The organism is Bosea sp. 29B (assembly GCF_902506165.1).
Taxonomy (GTDB): domain Bacteria; phylum Pseudomonadota; class Alphaproteobacteria; order Rhizobiales; family Beijerinckiaceae; genus Allobosea.
Genome location: NZ_LR733817.1, coordinates 1,536,566 through 1,557,250, shown reverse-complemented (window position 1 = coordinate 1,557,250; position 20,685 = coordinate 1,536,566). Strand labels below are relative to the sequence as shown.

Here is a 20,685-nt window from a genome sequence, read left to right as displayed (position 1 = left end):
GGCGGTTGACCAGCATGGCCACGGCGGCGAAGCGCCACAGCTTGGGGAAAGCGATCCAGGAACCTCCTGCAGCCCTCATCCTTCGAGACGCGGACCTCCGGTCCGCTCCTCAGGATGAGGGCTGAACTGTTGATCAGCCTCTCAACGATAGCGTCGCTGCACGATCAGGTTGGCGACGATCGTGAGCAGCAGCGTCGCCGTCATCAGGATGAAGGAGATCGCGCCGCCGAAGGGCCAGTTGTTCTGCTGGGCGAACTGGCCGTAGACCAGCGGACCCATGGTCTGGAATTTCGGGCCGCCGAGCAGGACCGGCGTGGCATAAGCGTTCATCGCCAGGATGAAGGTCAGGATCGTGCCGGCGAGGATGCCGGGCATGGCGAGCGGCCAGAGCACGCGGCGGAACATTGCCGCCGGCCCGGCGCCGAGGCTGAAGGCGGCTTCCTCGACATTGCGGTTGATGCCCTCGATCACGCTCTGCAGCGTCAGCACCATGAAGGGCAGGTTGACCGCGATGATGCCGATGATCACGGCGGTCTCGGTGAACATGATCTCGAGCGGCTGGTCGATCAGGCCAAGACCCATCAGCGAGGCGTTGAGCGCGCCCTTGCTGCCGAAGGCGGTCATCCAGCCGGCGGCGCGCACGGCGTTGCCGACGAAAAGCGGCAGCACCACCAGCATGATCAGGAGGTTCTTGAAGCGGCTCTGCGTGCGCGCCAGCACATAGGCGAGCGGGAAGCCCATGACGAGGCAGACGATGGTGCAGATCACGGCGACGCGGACCGTGCGCCAGAGCACGTTGAGATAGAAGCCGTCGGTGAAGAACTTGACGTAGTTCTCGATCGTCAGCCCATCGACCATGAACTGGCCGGGGATGAACTGGTTGAGCGAATAGCGGAACAGGATCGCAACCGGGCCGATCAGCCCGATCGCGACGAAGATCGTCGCCGGGACGACGAGCATCCCGGCAAGGCTGGTGCGGGCACCCGCGACAGGTTCGGGGGCGATGCTCACCCCTTGAACACCTTGTCCCACCACTCCTTCATCGCCGAATCGTTCTTGGCGAGGAAGGCGTAGTCGAGATCCTTGATGCGCTTCTCCTCCTCGGGCGTGAAGCCGATGCGCTTTTGCAGGTCGGGCGCGACGGAAAGGCCGGAGACCGTGCCGTTATAGCCCATGTCGACGGCGAAGGCCTCCTGCGGCTCCTTGGCCAGCATCGCGTTCATATAGGCGTAGGCGTTGTCCTTGTTCGGCGCGTTCTTGGCGATGACGAAGCCGGAGACATAGGCCGGGATGCCCTCGACCGGCGAGACCGCCTCGCAGGGGATGCCGGCGTTCTGCCATTGCACCACGCGCGCCTTCCAGATCGCGCTGATGCCGACCTCTTCGTTCTTCATCGCCTGGGCGAAGGCCTCATTGGTCGGGTAGACGCGCGCGCCGGCCTTCTTGACCGCGAGCAGGACCTCCTTGGCCTTCTCGATGTCGTTCATGCTGGCGCCATTGGTGGCGGCCATCGAGGCGGCGATCATGATCGCCTGGTACTGGATGTCGATGAAGCCGATCTTGTTGCCCCATTTCGGGTCGAGCCAGTCCTTGAAGCCGGTCGGGGCCGGGCTGATCAGCTTCGGATTATAGATGACGACGTTGCCGGAATAGATGTGTCCGATGCCATACGGATACTTCATCGTCGGCAGGAGGTTCTTGGCGTTCGGAATCTTCGAGTAGTCGAGGGTCTCCGTCGCGCCGGCCTCGTTCATCTCGAACATGTTGGCGGCCGAGAAGCCCTGGATGTCGACCGTGCCGCGCGGCAGGCGGCGTTCAGCCACCATCTTGGCGCGGCGCGGTGCGTCGCCGGCCTGGTCCTGCAGCACCTCGAGGCCTTTAGGCTTGAGCAGGGGGTCCTCGATGTTCTTGGTCAGCAGGCGGGCATAGTCGCCGCCCCAGGTGCCGACCACGACCTTGCCAGCCGACTGCGCCTGCGCCTGCCCGCCGAGCGCAGGCATGGCTACTGCGGCGCCAGCGCCGACGGCCAGGCCTTTCAGGACATCGCGTCTGTCGATTTTTTTCATGTTCGTTCCCCTGTTGGACGCCGGTCGAGATTTTGGGGCATGACGTGGTCCGAAAACCGGAAACCACTTTTCGGCGTCATGCCTTCGGCTCGCGCGGATAGACGAGCCCGGCGTCTTCGGCCCAGCCTATCGTGATCATGTCGCCCGGTTTCGGCTCGGCCGCGCCCTGGCGGTTGGGCACCTGCAGCAGTATGCGGTCCTGCTCGGTCAGCCGGACATCGATGTCGAGCAGCGCTCCGAGATAGGAGACGTGCTCGACCCGGGCCGGGAAGCGGTTGGCGCAAGCTTCCGCTTCCGCACCGATGGCGAGGCGTTCGGGCCGCAGCGCCAGCGTCGCCGCACCTGCCGCATCCCCTTTGCAGTGGATATCGAGGCCGCCGCCGCTGCGGAAGCGTCCGGCCTCGGCCATGGCGCCGTCGAGGAAGGCGCTGCGGCCGATGAAGCCGGCGACGAAGCGGTCGGCGGGCCTCTCGTAGAGCTCGCGCTGCGTGCCGATCTGGCGGACCTTGCCCTTTTCCATCACCACCAGCCGGTCGGCCATGGTGAGGGCCTCCTCCTGGTCGTGCGTGACCATGATCGTGGTCAGGCCGAGCTTGCGTTGCAGGTCGCGGATCTCGACGCGGACCTCCTGGCGCAATTTGGCGTCGAGATTGGAGAGCGGCTCGTCGAGCAGCAGGACATCGGGCTCCACGGCGAGCGCGCGGGCAAGCGCAACGCGCTGCTGCTGGCCGCCGGAGAGCTGGCGCGGATAGCGCTCGTCGAGACCGGTCAGGCGTACGAGCCGCAAGGCCTCGGTGACGCGAGGGCCGCGGTCGGCCGGCGCGATCTTGCGCATCTCCAGGCCGAAGGCGACGTTTTCGGCGACCGTCATATGCGGGAACAGCGCATAGGACTGGAAGACCAGGCCGCAATTACGCTTCCAGGGCGGCAGGTTGGTGACATCGCGCTCGCCGATGGTGATCTTGCCCGCCGTCGGCTGGATGAAGCCGGCGACCATGCGCAGGGTCGTGGTCTTGCCGCAGCCGGAGGGGCCGAGCAGGACGAGGAACTCGCCTTCGGCGATGTCGATGCTGCAATTGTCGACGGCGGTGAACTCGCCATAGACCTTGCGCAAATGGTTGATCGACAATCTGGCCATCAGACCACCCGGCTCAGCTTGACGTAACGGTCGGTGATGATCATCGCCGCTCCGATCAGGACGATCTGGATGACCGAGGCGGCTGCGACCGTCGGATCGATCTTCCATTCGAGATATTGCAGGATCGCGATCGGCAGCGTCGTGCGCCCAGGTCCGACGAGGAACAGGCTCATCTCGAGATTGCCGAAGGAGGTGACGAAACCGAACAGCGAGCCGGCGACGAGGCCGGGTCTGATGCTCGGCAAGGTAACGCGTCGGAAGGTCGTCCAGGGACCGGCACCGAGATTCTGCGCGGCCTCCTCGATGGTGCGGTCGAAGCCGGCGAGGCTGGCGGTGACCAGCTTCACCACCCAAGGGATGACGACGAGGCTGTGGGCGGCGACGAGGCCGCCAGCCGAGCCCATCACCGGCAGGCCGGTCGCGATCTCGGTCTCGATCTGGAAGACGTAGAGCGAGGTGCCAAGCACGATGCCCGGCATCACCAGCGGCAGCAGCAGCAGCGTGTTGATCGCGGGCCCGAGCGCGATGCGATGGCGCATCAATGCGAGGCTGGCGGGCACGCCGAGCACGAGCCCGATCAGGGTCGCTGATACGCCGACCTGAAGGCTGAGCAGGAAGCCGTCGACGAAGGGCTTGTTGTTCGCCGCCGCCTGGAACCATTTCAGCGAATAGCCTTCCGGCGGGAAGGAGGGGATCTCCTGGCGGAAGAAGGCGAGCCAGAAGACGAAGAACAGCGGCAGCAGGATGAAGCCGAGCGAGAGCGTGGCGGCGCTGTTCAGCGCAAGCCGTCCCAGGCTCAAGCGTGCGGCGCTCAAATTCCAGCCCTCTTCATCGCCATGTGCGCGCTCAATGGAGCGTATTCTTGTGGAAGGCGCCACCCTTCATGATCACAGGCAGCTTCGCGCCCTGATCCTGGAACAGCTCCAGGCTCTTCAGCGGATCGCCGTCGACCAGGATGATGTCCGCATAAGCCCCTGCACGTAGCGTGCCGAGCTTGCCTTCCATGCGTAGCAATTGCGCGCCGATGGTGGTGGCCGAGCGGATGATCTCGATCGGCGACAGCACCTCGCGGCGCAGCAGGAATTCGCGCGACTGGTCGACCTGGAGCTGGCCGAGCAGGTCCGAGCCATAGGCGACCGGCACGCCGGCGCGCTTGCAGATCTCCAGCGACTTCAGCCCGCCATCGATGACAAGGTCGTTCTTGGCGAGCATGTCGGCATTCATGCCGAACTCGGCGGCGCGCTCGCGCATCGCATAGTAGGCGACGAGGTTGGCGGTCAGGAACATGTTGTTCTCAGCCATCAGCTTCGCCGAGGCCTCGTCGATCAGATTGCCGTGCTCGATGGCGCGCACGCCGCACTGCGCGGCGCGAGTGATGGCTTCGGGCGTATAGGCATGGGCGCAGACATAGCGGCCGAAGGCCTTGGCCTCGGTGACGGCGGCCGTGACCTCCTCGACCGTGAACTGCATCGAGTCGAGCGGGTCGTAAGGCGAGGCGACGCCGCCCGACATCATGATCTTGATGTGGTCGGCCCCGAGCCGCATCTGCTCGCGCGTCGACTTGATGACGGAGGAGACGCCGTCGGAGACGTTCATCGTAAAGGCCATGGCATTGCAGCAATGGCAGCGCGCGCCGAAATCGGTGCGCCGGCGCGGGTCGCTATGGCCGCCGGTCGGGCCGATCGCGGCACCGGCGATGAACAGGCGTGGGCCGGGGACATCGCCCTTCTCGACCGCTTCCTTGATGCCCCAGTCGGCGCCGCCGGTGTCGCGCACCGCGGTGAAGCCCCGGTCGATCATGCCCTTCATCAACCGGGCGGCACGGGCGGTGGCCAGCGTCAGCGGGACCTTTTCGAGCAGCGGGATCGAGACTTCCGAGAGCATGACGTGGACATGGCTGTCGATCAGCCCGGGCATGAGGGTGCGCCCGCCGCAATCGATCACGGTGGCCTTGTCGGCCTTGATCGGCTTGTCGGAGACCTCGCGGATCAGCTCGCCTTCGACAAGCAGCTCATAGCCCTTGCGCAGCTCGCCGCGATCGGGCTCCAGCATCGCGAAATTGCGGAACAGGATCTGCGTCATGGCGGCGTCTCCCGGCAAAGCTCCTGATATATTATGAGCTTCGCGGGCCCTGTCCATCACGCCTTGCGCGCAATAGCGCGGCGGAGTCGCCTTTTCCGACTTGACCCTGCCTGCGCTTCTCCGAAGCGCAGGCAGGGTCAAGTTCTATTCATCGCATTTTCTTCACGCGAACCGGTATCCACTTCGCTCGAAAATGCTCTAGCCGGCGGCGGCGTTCTGCGCCAGCGCCCGGCCACGGACCGGCGGTGAGAGATCGTCGGCCAGCGCCCGATTGATCGCCGGCAGCCCGTCGAGCAGGTCCGGCAGGAAGGCTTGCGAGGGCGGCAGGCGCTTGGGCAGCGCGTGCAGCGCCTTGGCCATCTGCCAGGGATCGCGGGCGCTCGCGCCGGTCTGGGTCGGGTCGAACAGCACGTCGATCAGGCGCAGGCTGTCGGCGCGCTCGGCCCGGATAGCCTGCTCGAGACGAGGCCGGACGCGCGGCACGATCAGCGCCGGCTTGTCGAAGGAGAGGATCTCGCAGAAGGTATTGTAGCCGCCCATGGCAACGACGCAGTGGGCGCGGTTCATCAAGAGTTCGAGACGCGGCTCGAAGCCGATGCTTTCCAGCTTCGGCAGCTTGGCGATGCGCTCGGTGAACTCCTTGCGCTTCTCACGCGACATGAATGGGCCGAAGACGATCAGCGCCGGCAACTCGATGGTCGGGTCGGTCTCATAGGCCGAGATCACCCAGTCGATCACGCCGGCGCCGTCCCCGCCGCCGCCGGGCGTCACCAGGATGAACGGGCCCTTGGTGATGCGCGGATGCCGGTTCGGCGGCATGGGCGAGGGCACGGCGCGCTTGAGATAGCCGGTATAGCGGATCTTGCTAGCGAAGAGGTGCTGGTTCGGCAGTCCGTCGAGCGGCCGGTAGATGCTGTCCAGCCCGTAGACCCAGATGTCGTCATAGATGGTGGCGAGCGCGTCGAGCGCGCCGCTCTGGCGCCACTCCTCATGCAACTTGGCCGGCTCGTCGAGCACGTCGCGCACACCCAGCACGATGCGGGCGCCGCGCCGGCGCAGGATTTCGAGCGAGGGAATGAGCTCGCCGCGCAGGCCGATCGGCTCCTTGTCGACGATGACGATATCCGGGTCGAAGGAGAGCACCGTCTGCTTGATCAGGTCGGTACGCAGCCGGATCGTATCGGCGAGCTCGAGATTGAGATGATGCGGCAGGTAGCGTCCGTCGCTCTGCTTCTCGATGCCGGGAATACGGACATAGTCGACGCCGTCGCCGAACTGGAAACTGGAGATCATCGACGAGCCGGAGACGATGATCACTGATATATGAGGGTAGCTCGCGACGAGCGAATTGGCGATCGCCCGGCAACGGCGGATATGACCGAGACCGAAGGTGTCGTGGCTATAGATCAGGACGCGCGGCGCATGCGGGCTGCATGGCGGGCGGCGCACCCCGCTATCGTCGATCAGACTGAGGCCCATGCGCGCGTCGCGTCCTCTGCTTGAAGGTCAGATGGCCTCCGGGGGACGCAAGGAACGCACCCGAACTGGCCAAAACCATAGCGCCGGCGGCGCGTCAATCCAAGTCTGTTGCCAAGTTTGTTGCAGCGCCGAAGAGTGCATCGGGGCTGGAGAATGCGACAGCTGCGTGACCGGAGAGCCGCTCCAGCAGATTCGAGAGGAAGTCCCAGGCCGCGCTGTCATGATCGTGATGGTGCAGTAGCAAGCCGAAAGGCTGGCTCGATTCCGGGCTCGTGCGGCGAATGGCGAGCGTTTGGACCATCTCGGCCAGGAGGTCGCCGGGCTGCCGGCCGACGCGGCCATTGTGCCAGTCGATCAGGTCGAGATCGGTGTTGACGAGGCGAGGGCCGCCGGCCGGCCCGAGCGCGAAATTGCGGAAGCAGGACAGGCCGGTGAAGCCGAGCCCGGGCAGTTCCGCGGCGACATCGGGATGGATGCGGTTCCAAGGGGGCACGAAGACCGGAAGGAAGCGGCTGCCGAACAGCTCGCGCAGGCGCTCTTGGCCGAGGGCGATCTCGGCGAGAATCTCCGGAAGCGGCCGGTGCAGGCCGAACTCGTTCTTCTTCTCGCCGGCCGGGGCATAGCTGCGATGCCAGGCGCCATGCTGGCAGGGCTGGAGAAGGGGGGCGGTATCGAGGCGTTTCGCCAGCGCTTCCTGTGCCAGCAGCGGGATCGAGGCGAGCAGCACAGGGATCGTGAAGCGCCCGGCAAGGGCTGCGAGCCGGTCGAGCTGGTCGCTGGGAGCAGTCGCGTCGTCGTCGCGCAGCCAGAGATCGAGGCGTTTGCCGGCGGCGACCCACCGGTCGAGCTCGGCGAAGAGGGCGGACCAGGGCGCATCCTCGGTCACAGTACGGTCTCCGGGGCCCTGCGGCCATGCCGGGCGATGGCGGCGTCCAGCGCGCCGGCGAGGATTTTGCGGGCGCTGTCGCCATTCCGTTCCTGGCGCGCGAACAATTGTGCCGCCCCGCCCATGCGGGCGCGTAAGCCGGAATCTTTGACCAGCCGCGCGATCGTTGCCGCCAGCGCGGCCTCGTCGCCATGAGGCGCGAGTAGTGCGGTGCGATCGCGCGCCACGACGGCGGGCACGCCGCCGCTGTCCAACGCCGCGACGGCAAGCCCAGCCGCCTGCGCTTCGAGATAGACGACGCCGTAGGCCTCGTTCAGACCCGGCCAGACGAAGAGGTCGTGCGTCGCGAGTTCGGCGAGGATCTCGGCGCGCTCGCGCCGCCCGAGAAAGCGGATGCGACCGGGCGGAAAGCCGGCAAAGGCGGCTTCGATGACGGAACGCTCGGGGCCATCGCCGATCAGCGTCAGTGTCCAGGGCAGGTCGGCGATGTGGGCAAGCGTGCGGGCGAGGAAGAGGTAGCAGGCGGCCTTGTTGCCCTGGCGCATCATCGCGACGGCGATCAGGCGCACCGGTTCGTTCCCCTCGCGAGGCGCGACAGAGTGCTCCGGAACGTCTTCGACACCGAGCAGGAAGGGTGGCAGGTCGACCAGGCGCTCAGGCTCGGGGACGAGCCGGCTCAGGCCTTCGCGGTCGCGCTCGGTCATGCAGAGATGCAGATCGGCGCGCAGGATCGCCTCGCGGGCGAGCGCCGCCGCCTCGGCCCAGGGGCCGGTGAAGCGCTTCTGCGCATCGCTGGCTTCGGCAATCAGGTAGGGCAGGGCGAAGTGCTCGACCAGGGCTGGGCCGATCAGGTCCGGGGCGCGGTAGTGGCAGTGATAGGTGAAGAACAGGTCGGGCCGGGCTTTCGGCGCCTGCCAACGCTCAGTCAGCGCCGCGATCACGTCTTGCGCTGCTTTTTTGTGAGCTGCGAGCAGCACCGGGTCGGGCTCGCGCATGAAGCTGCGCTCGGCCGGGACGATCTCGACAGCATGGACGAGATCTTCCAGCAGCGTCACCAGCTGGCGCGCCATCAGCCGGTCGCCGGAGGGGGCGCCGTCGCCATAGCGGTTCAGCGGCGTGTGGAAAGCGATCTTCACGGGTTGGTCTTGCGATGGGCGAGCGAGCTTCAGCGATACGGATCGGCCGCATCGCGCAGGCCGTCGCCGAGGAAGTTGAAGGCGAGGATGATGACGATCACCGGGACGCAAGGGTAGAGCAGCCAAGGATAGAGCGCGACGACGTTGATGTTCTGCGCTTCGTTCAGCATCACGCCCCAGCTGGTGATCGGGGGGCGCAGGCCGAGGCCGAGGAAGGACAGCGCAGTCTCGCCAAGGATCGTCTTGGGAATGGTGATCGTCGCGGCGGCGATGAGATGGCTCATGAAGCCGGGCACGAGATGCAGGCCGATGATGCGGGCCGGCTTGGCGCCCATCAGCTGGGCGGCGACGACATAATCCTCCTCGCGCAGCGCCAGCAGTTTCGAGCGGACGGCGCGGGCGAGCCCGGTCCAGTCCATCAGCCCGAGGATCACGGTGATGCCGAAATAGACCAGCAACGGGCTCCAGGAGGGCGGCATGATCGCCCCCAGCGCAAGCCAGAGCGGGATATGCGGCAGCGACTGCACGATCTCGATGACGCGCTGGACGATGAGATCGACCTTGCCGCCATAGTAGCCGGCGATGCCGCCGATGATGATGCCGAGCACGAAGGAGACGCTGACGCCGAGCAGGCCGATGGTCAGCGAGATCCGCCCGCCATAGAGGATGCGCGAGAACATGTCGCGCCCGAGCCGGTCGGTGCCGAGCAGATAGAGCGTGCCGCCCTCGGGCGGGCAGATCAGGTGGAGATTGCCGGGGATGAGGCCCCAGAACTCGTAATTGTCGGCGCGGCAGAAGAAGCGGAGCTTCTGCGGCCTGGTTTCGTCGACGTCATATTCGCGCTTCAGGTTCTCCATGTTGAGGCGCTGGACATACGGATAGACGAAGGGCCCGACGAAGCTGCCCTCGTGGAAGAGATGCAGCTCCTGCCGCGGGGCGCGGATGAAGTCGGTGTTGCGCGTCGTGTAGTGATAGGGCGCCAGGAACTCGCAGATCGCGACCGACAGGTACATCAGCAGGATGACGACGCCGGAGATCACCGCGAGCCTGTGCTTGCGGAATTTCCACCACATCAGCTTCCATTGCGGCGCGAGATAGACCCGCTCCTGCTCGGGCGACATCTTCTCGATCGCATAGGGCTCGAACGGCGCGGTCGACCAGCGATGCGGCAGCGGCTCGGAAGCCTGTGGGGCGGGAGGCATCGTCACTTGGTCGCCGTCCCCTGCAGGCGGATGCGCGGATCGAGAATGGCGAGCGCGATGTCGGAGATCAGCACGCCGATCACGGTCAGGAAGGACAGGAACATCAGGAAGGAGCCGGCGAGGTACATGTCCTGGCTCTGCAGCGCCCGGATCAGCAGCGGGCCGGTGGTCTGCAGCGAGAGCACGATCGCGACGATCTCGGCGCCGGAGACGATCGAGGGCAGGATGTCGCCGATATCCGAGATGAAGAAGTTGAGCGCCATGCGCAGCGGATATTTGCGCAGCGCCTTGCCCGGCGGCAGGCCCTTTGCGCGGGCGGTGACGTAGTACTGCTTCTGCAGTTCGTCGAGCAGGTTGGCGCGCAGCTTGCGGATCATGCCGGCGGTGCCGCCGGCGCCGATGATGATCACCGGAATCCAGAGGTGCTCCAGCACCGACTTGAACTTGGCCCAGCTCATCGGCTGGTTGAGATATTGCGGGTCGACCAGGCCGCCGATCGAGGTGCCGAACCAGATATTGGCGAAATAGAGAAAGATCAGCGCCAGCAGGAAATGCGGTATGGCGAGGCCGAGCATGCCGATGAAGGTGAGGCCGTAATCGCCCCAGCTGTACTGGTGCGTCGCTGAGTAGATGCCGATCGGAAAAGCGACGATCCAGGTGAAGATGATGGTGAAGAAGGAGACCACCATGGTCAGCAACAGGCGGTCGCCGACGATGTCGCGCACCGGCAACTGGTACTCGAAGGAATAGCCCATATCGCCGCGCAGAAGGCCGGTGACCCACCAGAAATAGCGCTCGGCCGGTGGCTTGTCGAAGCCGTATTCCTTCTTCAGGAACTCGACGCGGCTCATATCCGCCTTCTCGCCCTGGGCCTGCATCTCGGCGACCATCGTCTCGAAATAGTCGCCCTCGGGGAGGTTGATCACGGTGAAGATCAGGACGCTGGTGACGAACAGCGTCGGGATCATCACCAGGATGCGCTTGAAGATGTACTTCAGCAGCACGGCTATTTCCCCTCGAACCAGAACGTGTCCGGCATGTAGCGGCCGAAGAAGGCGCCCGGCTCGAAGCTGTAGAGGCCATTTTCAGGCAGATTGCGTAGCGTCTTGGCGACCACGACCGGCTGCAGCGTGGCGTTGACCACGCCGATCGTGAACAATTGTTCGGCGTTGATCTTCAGCATCGTCTGCCAGATTTCCCGGCGCTCCTGATGGGTCGCTGAGTGCCGCCAGGCTTTGTAGAGCGCAACGAGTTCCTTTGCCTCCGGACTGTCGGGCGCTTCGCCTTCGCGGCCACCGCTCTCGAAATACTGGCCCCAGCGCGGCCAGTTGAACTGGGCGGGCGAGGTGGGCGCCAGCGCGTCCGGTTCCATTTCGGCCGCGACCAGCGCGTTGTCCATTCCGGTCCAGCCGGACATGATCGTCTGGCCGGCGAGGATGCGGCGGCGGAAGACATCGAGCTGGCTCGAGCGCGGGTGGATCTTGATGCCGATCGCGATGAAATCCTGCTTGATCAGGTCGAGGATGTCGGTCTCCTCGGTCGAGGCGCCAGCGGTCTCGATGGTGAATTCCAGGCGTCGCCCATCCGGGAACTGGCGGATCTTCTCGCCGTCACGCTTGGACAAGCCGATCTCGTCGAGCAGGCGGTTGGCCTCGGCGAGATCCGGCGTCATGTTGAGCTGCGCCAGCGCCGCATCATAGAGCGGACTCTCGGGCAAAGCGGTGTTGCCGCTCTCCTTGGCGAGCCCGAAGTAGATGACCCGGTTGATGTCGCGGCGATTGATCGCGAGCGAGAGTGCACGGCGATAGCGCACATCGCGGTTGAGGTCGCGCCAGATCGGATCGATCGCGTTGAGATTGGGCATCAGCGCGAATGAGGCGCCCTCGGCCCGCTTCCACAGCCTGACCTCGAAATTCATCCGCTTCGAAGCGCCCTTGAGAAAGGTATAGTCCTCGAAGCGCAGATAGCGGGCTTGCAGGTCGGTCTCTCCGGCTGCGGTCTTGGCCGGGATCAGCGCCGAACTGCCGATAGTCAGCGTGACCTCGTCGACATAGGGGAGCTGCCGACCGTTCTCGTCGACCCGGTGGAAATAGGGGTTGCGAACGAAGGTGAAACGCTCGGCCGGGATCGACGTGGTATTGCGCCAGGGGTCGAGCGTCGGCAGATCGGGGTTCTCTGGCCGGTATTGGCGCGAGAAGCGCTCGTGCAGCGAGCCCCAGTCCTTGACCCGACCGTTCTTGATCTTCTGCTCCAGCTCCTCCTTGCCGGCATAGCGCTGGTGGAACTGCTTCAGGTAATGCGCCGGCATGGCGATATAGAGCGGCTGGGCGCCGGCGAGCGCAGGCAGGAAGACCGGATTCGGCTCGGCCCAGCTGTAGCGCAGCGTCAGCTCGTCGAGGATCTCGAAGCGGCAGGGCTGGCCGGAGATCACCATCGCCTGCGGCGGCCCGCCCGGCGAGAGCCGCTTGTTGTTGGCGACGTCCTCCCACCAATAGCGGAAATCCTCGGCGGTGAAGGGGTGGCCGTCGGACCAACGGTGGCCGGCCCGCAGCCGCAAGGTGAAGACGCGGCCGCGCTCGACCTCGAAACTCTCCAGCAGATCGGGCGCCAGCTCGAGCTTGTCGTCGTAGACGACGAGACGGGTGTAGCCATAGATCGTCATCATGCGGATATCGCGCTGGTCGCCCATCAGCATGCGCATGGTGCCGCCGTGCCTGCCGGGCGCGCGGCCCATCGCCGCCACGTTGATCAGTCGTGGCGATTTCGGCAGGCGCTCGGCAAGACCAGGCAGTTCGCCGGCCGTGACCTTGGCGGCGAGCGCCGGGCTGTCGATTAGTGTCTCGACGCCGGCGAGGCCGAGCCGCGGTGCAAGGAGGGCGGCGCCCGTCCCGAGGAGAAAGCTCCGGCGCGCGATCCGCATCAGGCGAGCTCCCTGACATCGGCACCGGGCTTGGCGAGGACGAGATGACCGGCCCCGAGATCGAGATGGGCGAGCGGCTCGCCTTGAGCGTCGGGCTTGAAGGAGGCCGGCCAATGGCGGGTGTCGGAGGCGCCGCCGGGCGCAGCCAGCTTGAAGTCGAGCTTGCGGTCGAGATCGGCGAAGGGCACCGATTTCAGCAGCGCCTTGGTGTAGGGGTGGACCGGTGCGGTAAAGAGCGTATGGCGCGGTGCGAGCTCGACGATGCGCCCGTTCGCCATCACCGCGATGCGGTCGGCCATGTAGTTCACCACGGCGAGATTGTGCGAGATGAACAGGAAGGTCAGGCCGCGTTCGGCCTGCAGGTCCTTGAGCAGGTTGAGGATCTGCGCCTGGACGGAGACGTCGAGCGCCGAGACCGGCTCGTCGCAGATAATCAGCTCCGGATCGAGCGCGAGCGCGCGGGCGATGCCGATGCGCTGGCGCTGGCCGCCGGAGAAGGAGTGCGGATAACGCGAAAGGAAGCGCTGATCGAGCCCGACATCGTCCATCAGGGCCTTGACGCGAGCCTTCTGCTCGGCGCCGTCGCCGCGCTCGTGGATGACGAGGGGCTCGCGCAGGAGGTTCATCACGGTCATGCGCGGCGACAATGACGAGACCGGGTCCTGGAAGATCATCTGCAGCTTGGGGCGGAAGCGGCGCAGCGCCTCGCCCTGCAGCGAGAGGAGGTCGATGCAGTCCTTGCCGTCGTCGAAGCGGATCTCGCCTGAATCCGGTGTCAGCGCCCGCATGATCAGCTTGCTGAGCGTGGTCTTGCCGCAGCCGCTCTCGCCGACCAGTCCGAGGCATTCGCCGCGCTCGATGTCGAAGCTGACATCGTTGACGGCGGTCACGGTCGAAGTCGTACCCTTGCCGAAGAAGCGGCTCGAATGGGTCGTATAGGTCTTGTGGACGTTGCGAACCGCCAGCAGCGGTGCCTGCTGATCGCGGCTTTGCGGCGGCGGCGCCGGTTTCGGCGCGGCCGGCACGCGCGGGCGCGCCTCGCGCAGGGCGACAAGCCGCTCGCCCTCCTGCATGTCGAAATGCGGCGAGGCCTTGAGCAGCGCCTTGAGATAGGGGTGCTGCGGGCGGCGGAAGATGTCCTCGGCCGGGCCGCTCTCCATGATCTCGCCATGGTAGATCACCACGACCTCGTCGGCCATGTTGGCGACGACGCCGAGATCATGGGTGATCAGCAGGATCGCCATGCCCATTTCGGCCTGGAGATCGCGCATCAGGTCGAGCACCTGGGCCTGGATGGTGACGTCTAGCGCTGTCGTCGGCTCGTCGGCGATCAGCAGCGCGGGCTGGCAGATCAGCGCCATGGCGAGCATGGCGCGCTGGCGCAGGCCGCCGGAGAGCTCGAAGGAGTAGAAATCATAAGCGCGGGCCGGGTCCCTGAAGCCGACGCGCTTCAGCATTGCCTCGATCAGCTCGCGCGCCTGCGGCTTCGGCATCGGCCGGTGCAGTTGCAGCGCCTCCTCGATCTGGTTGCCGATGGTGTGGACCGGCGAGAGCGAGGACATCGGTTCCTGGAAGATCATGCCGATGCGCCCGCCGCGCAGGTCGCGGATCTCCTTGCCCTCGGCCGGCAGGCCGGCGATGTCGGTGACGGCGCCAGGCGTCTGCGGGTCGCGGAACAGGATGCTTCCGCCGGTAACCGCGCCGGCCCGCGGCAGGAGCCCCATGATCGCCTGCGAGATCACCGACTTGCCGGAGCCGGACTCGCCGACGAGCGCCACCGTCTTGCCGGCCGGAATGCGGAAATCGACGCCCTTCACGACATCGCGAGCGAAGCCATGGATGGTGAAGCCGATCCGGAGGTCGTTGATCTCGAGAATGTTCATCTGCGGCTGCCGCCGTCGTCCCCTGATGTTCGTGGTACCGGACCCGCGATCTACGCCGCCGTGCCGATCGATTTGCCGCCGAAGCGTCTCCTCCCGCTATCGTGTGGCGTCTGCGCTCTCCCGTCCGCCGTCCTTGTCCCGTCTCGATGACGATCTTGCAACAGGGCGATGCTCCCGGCTACGCCGCCTGCCTCGACCGAACTTGAATTCGCCGAACTTGTCGAGTCCCGCAACGTGTTGCGCGGCGGAGTGAACTGCCCACATATGGGGTCAAGCCGGCGGAGTGTCCGCTCTTCCGGATACGGGATGGGAAAGCCCCTTGGAGAGAAGCCTCTTCCGTTACGTCTGGCAGAAGAGTCGCCGGGAGCAGATCATCGTTCTGCTCGTGATCCTCGTCTCGATCCCGTTCAACTGGCTGTCCTTCGACGTCCCCAAGCGCATCGTCAACGACGCCATCCAGGGCGGGGCTTTCAAGGATGGCAAGACGACGGCGACGGTATTCGACTGGACGCTGCATTGGCCCGATATGCTCGGTGGCGGCAGCGTCCAGCTCTTCGAAGGCTTCAAGGTCAGCCAGCTCGGGTTGCTGCTGACGCTGAGCCTCTATTTCCTCGCGCTCGTCCTGATCAACGGCGGCTTCAAATACGTCGTCAACCTGCAGAAGGGCATTCTGGGCGAGCGGATGCTCAGGCGCATGCGCTACGATCTGTTCAGCCAGTTGATGCGTTTCCGGCCGGAGGAGATCCGTTCGGTCAAGCCGGCCGAGGTCGCGAGCATGATCAAGGACGAGGTCGAGCCGATCGGCAGCTTCGTCGGTGACGCCTTCATCCAGCCGGCCTTCCTGCTCAGCCAGGCGCTGACCGCGCTCGCCTTCATCATGATGCAGAGCGTCTGGCTCGGCTCGATCGCGCTGGTCATCGTGCTGATCCAGGCGGTGATCATCCCGATTCTGCGCAAGGAGCAGCTCAGGCTCGGCCGAGAGCGCCAGATCGCCTCGCGCCAGCTTGCGGGCCGCATCGGCGAGATCGTCGATGCCGGGCCGACGATCCAGGGCAATGGCGCGACCTCCTATATCCAGTCGGACATCGCCGGCCGGCTGGGGACGCTCTTCGACATCCGCTATGCGCTCTACAAGCGCAAATTCGCGGTCAAGTTCCTGAACAACCTGCTGGCGCAGATCACGCCCTTCTTCTTCTACGCGGTCGGCGGCTTCTTCGCCCTGCAGGGCCGGCTCGACATCGGACAGCTCGTCGCGGTGATCGCGGCCTATCGCGACCTGCCGCCGCCGATCAAGGAGCTGATCGACTGGGAGCAGCAACGCAACGACGTCACCATCAAATATGAGCAGGTGATCCAGCAGTTCAATCCGAGCGAGGTGGTCACGCTGGAGGAGAAGGGCGAGATCGCGCCGCTGGCGCCGCGCGGCGAGATCAGGCTCGACAAGCTCGAGATGGTCGACAATCGCGGCCAGCCTTTGCTGGCGCCGCTGAGCCTGAGCTTGCACCGACCTGGGAAGGTCGCGCTGATCGGGCCGGCAGGCAGTGGCCGCGACACGCTTGGCCGCATCCTCGGCCGGCAGACGATGAGCTATGGCGGGCGTGTGCTGATCGACGGCGAGCCCCTGTCCGCAATCAGCGTCGAGCGCGCCAGCCATCTGATCGGGTATGCCGGCCCCGAGATCGAGATCATCAACGGCTCGCTGCGCGACAACATCCTGCTGCCGCTGAAGCGCAAGCGGCCGGTGGTCAAACCCGACCGTGTCGTCGACCAGGACGAGCATCGCCGCTTCATCGAGGCGCTGCGGGCCGGCAACACGCCATTGCCCTTCGGCGCCGACTGGAACGACTATGAAGGTGTAGGCCTCGACGGCGAGGAGGCGCTGGACGAGCGGATGCTCGCCGTGCTCGACACGCTCGGCTGCGCCGACGAGATCTATGAGCTCGGCCTCGACGCCAAGGTGATCGCGCCGCTGCCCGAAGGCGCGGCCGAGCGCATCGTCGAGGCGCGCAAGGTCGTCGCGGCCGAACTGACCAAGACCAAGCTCGGCGGATTGATCGAGACCTTCGACCTCGACCGCTACAATGCCAATGCGACGATCGCGGAGAACCTCGTCTTCGGCGCAATGCGCAATGGCCGCCAGCCGGCCGATTTCCTGCTCGAGGATCCTTACGCACGCTCGGTGCTGCAGGCCGAGGCGCTGGAGGAACCGCTGGCCGAGATCGGCGGGCGTATCGCCTCGACATTGGTCGAGATCTTCGCCGGCCTGCCGCAGGGCCACATCCTGTTCGAGCGCTACGCCTTCGGCGGCGAGATCGACCTGGAGAAGCTCGGCGAGCTCGCCGAGGCGCTGCGGCGGCACGACCGGCGCAGCCTGCTCGATCCGACTGTGCAGCGCGAGCTGGTCGCGCTCGCGCTCGGCTATGTCGAGCCCAAGCACCGGCTCAATCTGCTCGATATCGCCCTGCGCCGACGGGTACTGCGGGCCCGGCACAGCTTCAAGACCTATCTGCCCGGCGAGAAGGCCGACGAGATCGAGTTCTACGATCCGGCCGATGTGATCCACGGCGCGAGCGTGCGCGACAACCTGCTGTTCGGGCGTATCGGTTTCGGCGTCCCCGATGCCGGTCGCAAGGTGGCGGAGATCGCCCGGGCGGCGTTGTCGCGCGCTGGGCTCGACTCGGCAGCCTATCGCCTGGGGCTTGGCACCGATGTCGGGCTGCGTGGCCGCTATCTGCCGCTGCGGCTGCGGCTGATGGTGCCGCTGGCGCAGGCGCTGATCAAACGGCCCGATATCCTGGTGCTCGATCTCGATGCCTTCGCCGTCACCTGCGCCGATCCCGGCGGCCTGATCCGGCGTATCGGCCATTATTGCCAGGACAAGACGACGTTCCTGCTCTTGACCGATCAGGGGCTGGCTGCCGATATCCCTGAGAAGATCGTATTCAACGGAGCTGTGGCCCGGGTGGGCAGCAAAGGCGGAGCCAGCGACGAGTCGGACGATCTGCAGGACGATCTGCCGATTTCCAATGGCGCGGTTCCGATCGGGGCAAGGACATGACGCTCGAGAGCGATATAGGCTGCCTGAAGTCGATCCCCCTCTTCCGCGGGCTGCCGGGGCCGCGGCTGAAGCTGCTCGCCTTGATGGGCGAGCGGCTGCATTTCCCGGCCGGCACTGTCATCACCGAAGAGGGCGACAAGCCGGAGGAGGTCTATTGCGTGCTGGAAGGCGAGGTGGAGCTCTCGCATGAGGCGCCGGAAGGACGGTCAAAGACCTTCCGGCTTGCGAGCGGCAGCCTGATCGGCGACGTGCCCCTGCTCTGCAACCAGACCTATGCGGCGCGGTCGACCGCCAAGACCGACGTGGTGGCGCTGCGCCTGCCGCGGACATTGTTCTTCGAACTGCTCGACAATATTCCGGAGTTCTCGGTCGCGCTGTCGCGCGATCTCGCCGGGCGGCTCTATCGCCTGGCCGACTCCGTCCTGCATGGCGAGAAGACACATTGAAGCGCCGGGTGCGCCGATGACAGCGATTCCGAGCACGCCGGCGGGGCGCAAGCCCGCCGCCTCAGGCTTCGACCAGATGTCGTCCTGGAGCCGGGACGTGCGCTTCGCCTCCGGCTGCATCCTGATGGTCTTTGCGACCACGCATTTCCTCAATCACGCGCTTGGCATCTTCGGCGTTGCGGCGATGGAGGCGGCGCAGGAGTGGCGCTACTGGTTCTGGCACAGCTGGGTCGGCACGGTCGCGCTCTATGGCTCGCTCTTCGTCCATCCGGTCTTCGCCCTGCTGCGCGTGGCGCAGCGGCGCACCTTCCGCATGCCGATGCGCGAAGTGATCCAGATCATCCTCGGCGTCGCGATCCCGCTCCTGCTGATCGACCATATCGTCGGCACCCGGGTTCAGGGTTCCCTGTTCGGCCAGGACGAGAGCTATCACGCGGTGCTGCGCCGGCTTTGGCCGGGCCTCGCCTTGTCGCAGAGCTTCCTGCTCTTGCTCGTCTGGACGCATGGCGTGATCGGCCTGCACTTCACCTTCCGGGCGCGCGATGCCTATGCGAGCTGGCGCGATCCGTTTCTGCTCGTTGCGATCCTGATACCGCTGCTGGCCATCATAGGCTTCTCGGTGGCAGGCCGCGAAGCCCAGATGATGGCGCTCCCGCCCGAGCTCTATACGGCCAACCAGGTCGATGCCTTCAATCTGCATGTGACCTGGGCCAAGCGCGCCTTCTTCGGCCTGATAGGGGGCTTTGCCGGTTTCGTCGTGCTGCGCGAGCTGCGGGCGCGGGCGCTCGGCGCCATCGCGGTGCGCTTCGTTGGCCACGGCGTGCGCCGCGTCATTCCCGGCCCGACCCTGCTCGAGATTTTCCGTCGCTTCGGCATTCCCCATGCCGCGCTCTGTGGCGGGCGGGCGCGCTGCGCCACCTGTCGCGTTCTGGTGCTCGACGGCGCCGACGACCTGCCGCCGCCCGGCCCGAACGAAGCGCGGCTGCTGCGCCGGATTTCGGCTGGCGACCATGTTCGGCTCGCCTGCCAGATCAGGCCCAAGCGCGACCTCCAGGTCCAGATCCTGCTCGCCGCCAAGCAGCGCGGCGCCGGCCCGTCGGGGACCATCGATCCGGATGACCGGATCGGCAAGAAGGGGCTGACGGTGATGGTCGCGGACCTCAGAGCCTTCACCGCGCTGTCCGAACGGCAATTGCCGCACGACCTGATGACCCTGCTCAACCGCTTCTATGACGAGATGTCCCAGGCGATCGCTGCGCATGGCGGACGGATCGAGGCGATCTATGGCGACGGGCTGATGGCGGTGTTCGGCCTGGAGACGACGCCGGCGCGGGCGGGCGCGGCGGCGATCGCAGCAGCCGGCGACATGGTGCGCGCGGTCGAGGCGCTCAACCGCGAATATGCCAACGGCCTGCCATTGCCGCTGCGCATCGGCATCGGCATCCATGGCGGCCAGGCGATCGTCGGCGCGGTCGAGAACGAGAGCATGGGGCGGCGCGAGATCACCGTCGGCGAGACCGTGATGATCGCGAGCCAGCTCGAGGCGGCGACGCGGCGGCTCCTCTCGGACATCGTCGTCTCCGCCGAGACGGTGAGCGCGACCGGCCGCAGCTATCGCGACACCGTCCCGCACAAGATCGCGGTCAAGGGCCGCGACAAGCCGATGCAGGTCTACGGTTTCGGTAGCACGCCGGCAGGCGATCCGCGGACCGACGCTTTGCGCGACGATGGCCGCGGTGCGCCGACGGCCATCGTCGATGAAAAGCCGGTCTGAACCTCAGAACGCACCGAAGGCGGCGAAACGCCGGCGCTGATAGCCAGCCTGCACCAGCGCAGCATCGTTGATGGTCAGATCGAGGTCGATTGCCGGCCGATCCTGGCGCGCCGCCAGCAGCGCAGGCACCTGCCCGCGCACCCGTTCGAGGCTGTGAGCATGCTCCAGGATCAGGACGTCTGCGGCGCGGACGAGCGACAGCAGCCTTGCGTCGATCGCCTCATCATCGCCGAACGGCTTGAGCGACAGCCCGAGCAGCACCAGCCCAAACGGCGATTGCGGCGCTTCGAGGTCGAGCTGTTGTAGCTTGGCCCGGACATGGCGCACCCGGCACGGCGCGCCGTTCAGGCTCTCCCCGGCGAAAGAGACAATCTTCGGATCGACGACGGTGACGGTAACAGGTCGATGCGTGATGTAACCGGTGATCGGCAGCCCGGCCCCACCGATTTCGATGATGTGATCGCAGCGCAGCAGGAGATGGGCGGCCATGACCTGGCGCAGCGCCGCGGCCGGAGAGCCGAGATGCGGCAGTGGAACGTCGGGCTCGTCTGCACTGGCCTTTGCCGGTGACACTGCATATGGTCCGCCGCGTTCCGCCTGATCCTGGGTCTTCAT

Annotated in this window: 16 protein-coding genes; 3 read left to right on the top strand and 13 right to left on the bottom strand. The window is 65.9% G+C overall.

Annotated elements, in window-relative coordinates; translation table 11 throughout:
- Positions 1–141: 141 nt before the first annotated feature.
- The 12 genes from GV161_RS07605 to GV161_RS07550 form a co-directional block, all read right to left on the bottom strand.
- Positions 142–1,011 carry an ABC transporter permease gene (locus GV161_RS07605; RefSeq protein WP_244624141.1) on the bottom strand — a complete coding sequence of 290 codons (870 nt, stop codon included), beginning with the start codon at positions 1,009–1,011 and terminating at the stop codon, positions 142–144.
- Entirely contained in the window at positions 1,008–2,066 is a 1,059-nt protein-coding gene (locus tag GV161_RS07600; protein ID WP_152015281.1) for an extracellular solute-binding protein, read from the bottom strand. The genes GV161_RS07605 and GV161_RS07600 overlap by 4 nt, the downstream gene beginning before the upstream one ends.
- A 76-nt stretch (positions 2,067–2,142) precedes the next feature.
- The gene (locus GV161_RS07595) at positions 2,143–3,204 is read right to left on the bottom strand and encodes an ABC transporter ATP-binding protein (RefSeq protein WP_152015282.1); all 1,062 of its coding nucleotides are present in this window, start codon (positions 3,202–3,204) and stop codon (positions 2,143–2,145) included.
- On the bottom strand, positions 3,204–4,004 hold the full coding sequence (locus tag GV161_RS07590; protein WP_244624142.1) for an ABC transporter permease: 801 nt from the start codon (positions 4,002–4,004) through the stop codon (positions 3,204–3,206). The genes GV161_RS07595 and GV161_RS07590 overlap by 1 nt, the downstream gene beginning before the upstream one ends.
- 46 nt (positions 4,005–4,050) lie before the next feature.
- Positions 4,051–5,286 carry an amidohydrolase family protein gene (locus GV161_RS07585; protein WP_152015283.1) on the bottom strand — a complete coding sequence of 412 codons (1,236 nt, stop codon included), beginning with the start codon at positions 5,284–5,286 and terminating at the stop codon, positions 4,051–4,053.
- A 198-nt stretch (positions 5,287–5,484) separates the two neighbouring features.
- Complete coding sequence (locus GV161_RS07580; RefSeq protein WP_152015284.1) at positions 5,485–6,765, bottom strand: glycosyltransferase; 1,281 nt, start codon at positions 6,763–6,765, stop codon at positions 5,485–5,487.
- Between the two features lie 94 nt (positions 6,766–6,859).
- Positions 6,860–7,651, bottom strand: a complete 792-nt coding sequence (locus GV161_RS07575; RefSeq protein ID WP_152015285.1) for a polysaccharide deacetylase family protein — start codon at positions 7,649–7,651, stop codon at positions 6,860–6,862.
- On the bottom strand, positions 7,648–8,787 hold the full coding sequence (locus tag GV161_RS07570; RefSeq protein WP_152015286.1) for a glycosyltransferase family 4 protein: 1,140 nt from the start codon (positions 8,785–8,787) through the stop codon (positions 7,648–7,650). Before GV161_RS07570 ends, GV161_RS07575 begins: the two co-directional genes overlap by 4 nt.
- A gap of 29 nt (positions 8,788–8,816) precedes the next feature.
- Positions 8,817–9,989, bottom strand: coding sequence for an ABC transporter permease (locus tag GV161_RS07565; protein WP_152016213.1), 1,173 nt, complete (start codon positions 9,987–9,989; stop codon positions 8,817–8,819).
- Positions 9,990–9,991: 2 nt separating this feature from the next.
- On the bottom strand, positions 9,992–10,990 hold the full coding sequence (locus GV161_RS07560; RefSeq protein WP_152016214.1) for an ABC transporter permease: 999 nt from the start codon (positions 10,988–10,990) through the stop codon (positions 9,992–9,994).
- Positions 10,991–10,995: 5 nt separating this feature from the next.
- Entirely contained in the window at positions 10,996–12,909 is a 1,914-nt protein-coding gene (locus GV161_RS07555; RefSeq protein ID WP_152015287.1) for an ABC transporter substrate-binding protein, read from the bottom strand.
- Complete coding sequence (locus GV161_RS07550) at positions 12,909–14,792, bottom strand: ABC transporter ATP-binding protein (RefSeq protein WP_152015288.1); 1,884 nt, start codon at positions 14,790–14,792, stop codon at positions 12,909–12,911. The genes GV161_RS07555 and GV161_RS07550 overlap by 1 nt, the downstream gene beginning before the upstream one ends.
- Before the next feature lie 319 nt (positions 14,793–15,111).
- On the opposite strand from GV161_RS07550, the gene GV161_RS07545 reads away from it, so the two are divergent.
- The 3 genes from GV161_RS07545 to GV161_RS07535 are packed head-to-tail and all read left to right on the top strand — an operon-like array spanning position 15,112 to position 20,070.
- Positions 15,112–17,850 (top strand): ABC transporter ATP-binding protein, encoded by a 2,739-nt coding sequence (locus GV161_RS07545; RefSeq protein ID WP_152015289.1) that lies wholly within the window; start codon positions 15,112–15,114, stop codon positions 17,848–17,850.
- The gene (locus tag GV161_RS07540; RefSeq protein WP_152015290.1) at positions 17,847–18,296 is read left to right on the top strand and encodes a cyclic nucleotide-binding domain-containing protein; all 450 of its coding nucleotides are present in this window, start codon (positions 17,847–17,849) and stop codon (positions 18,294–18,296) included. The genes GV161_RS07545 and GV161_RS07540 overlap by 4 nt, the downstream gene beginning before the upstream one ends.
- A gap of 16 nt (positions 18,297–18,312) precedes the next feature.
- On the top strand, positions 18,313–20,070 hold the full coding sequence (locus tag GV161_RS07535; protein WP_152015291.1) for an adenylate/guanylate cyclase domain-containing protein: 1,758 nt from the start codon (positions 18,313–18,315) through the stop codon (positions 20,068–20,070).
- Between the two features lie 3 nt (positions 20,071–20,073).
- Here GV161_RS07535 and GV161_RS07530 read toward each other — a convergent pair whose 3' ends face one another.
- Positions 20,074–20,685 carry a hypothetical protein gene (locus GV161_RS07530; RefSeq protein ID WP_152015292.1) on the bottom strand — a complete coding sequence of 204 codons (612 nt, stop codon included), beginning with the start codon at positions 20,683–20,685 and terminating at the stop codon, positions 20,074–20,076.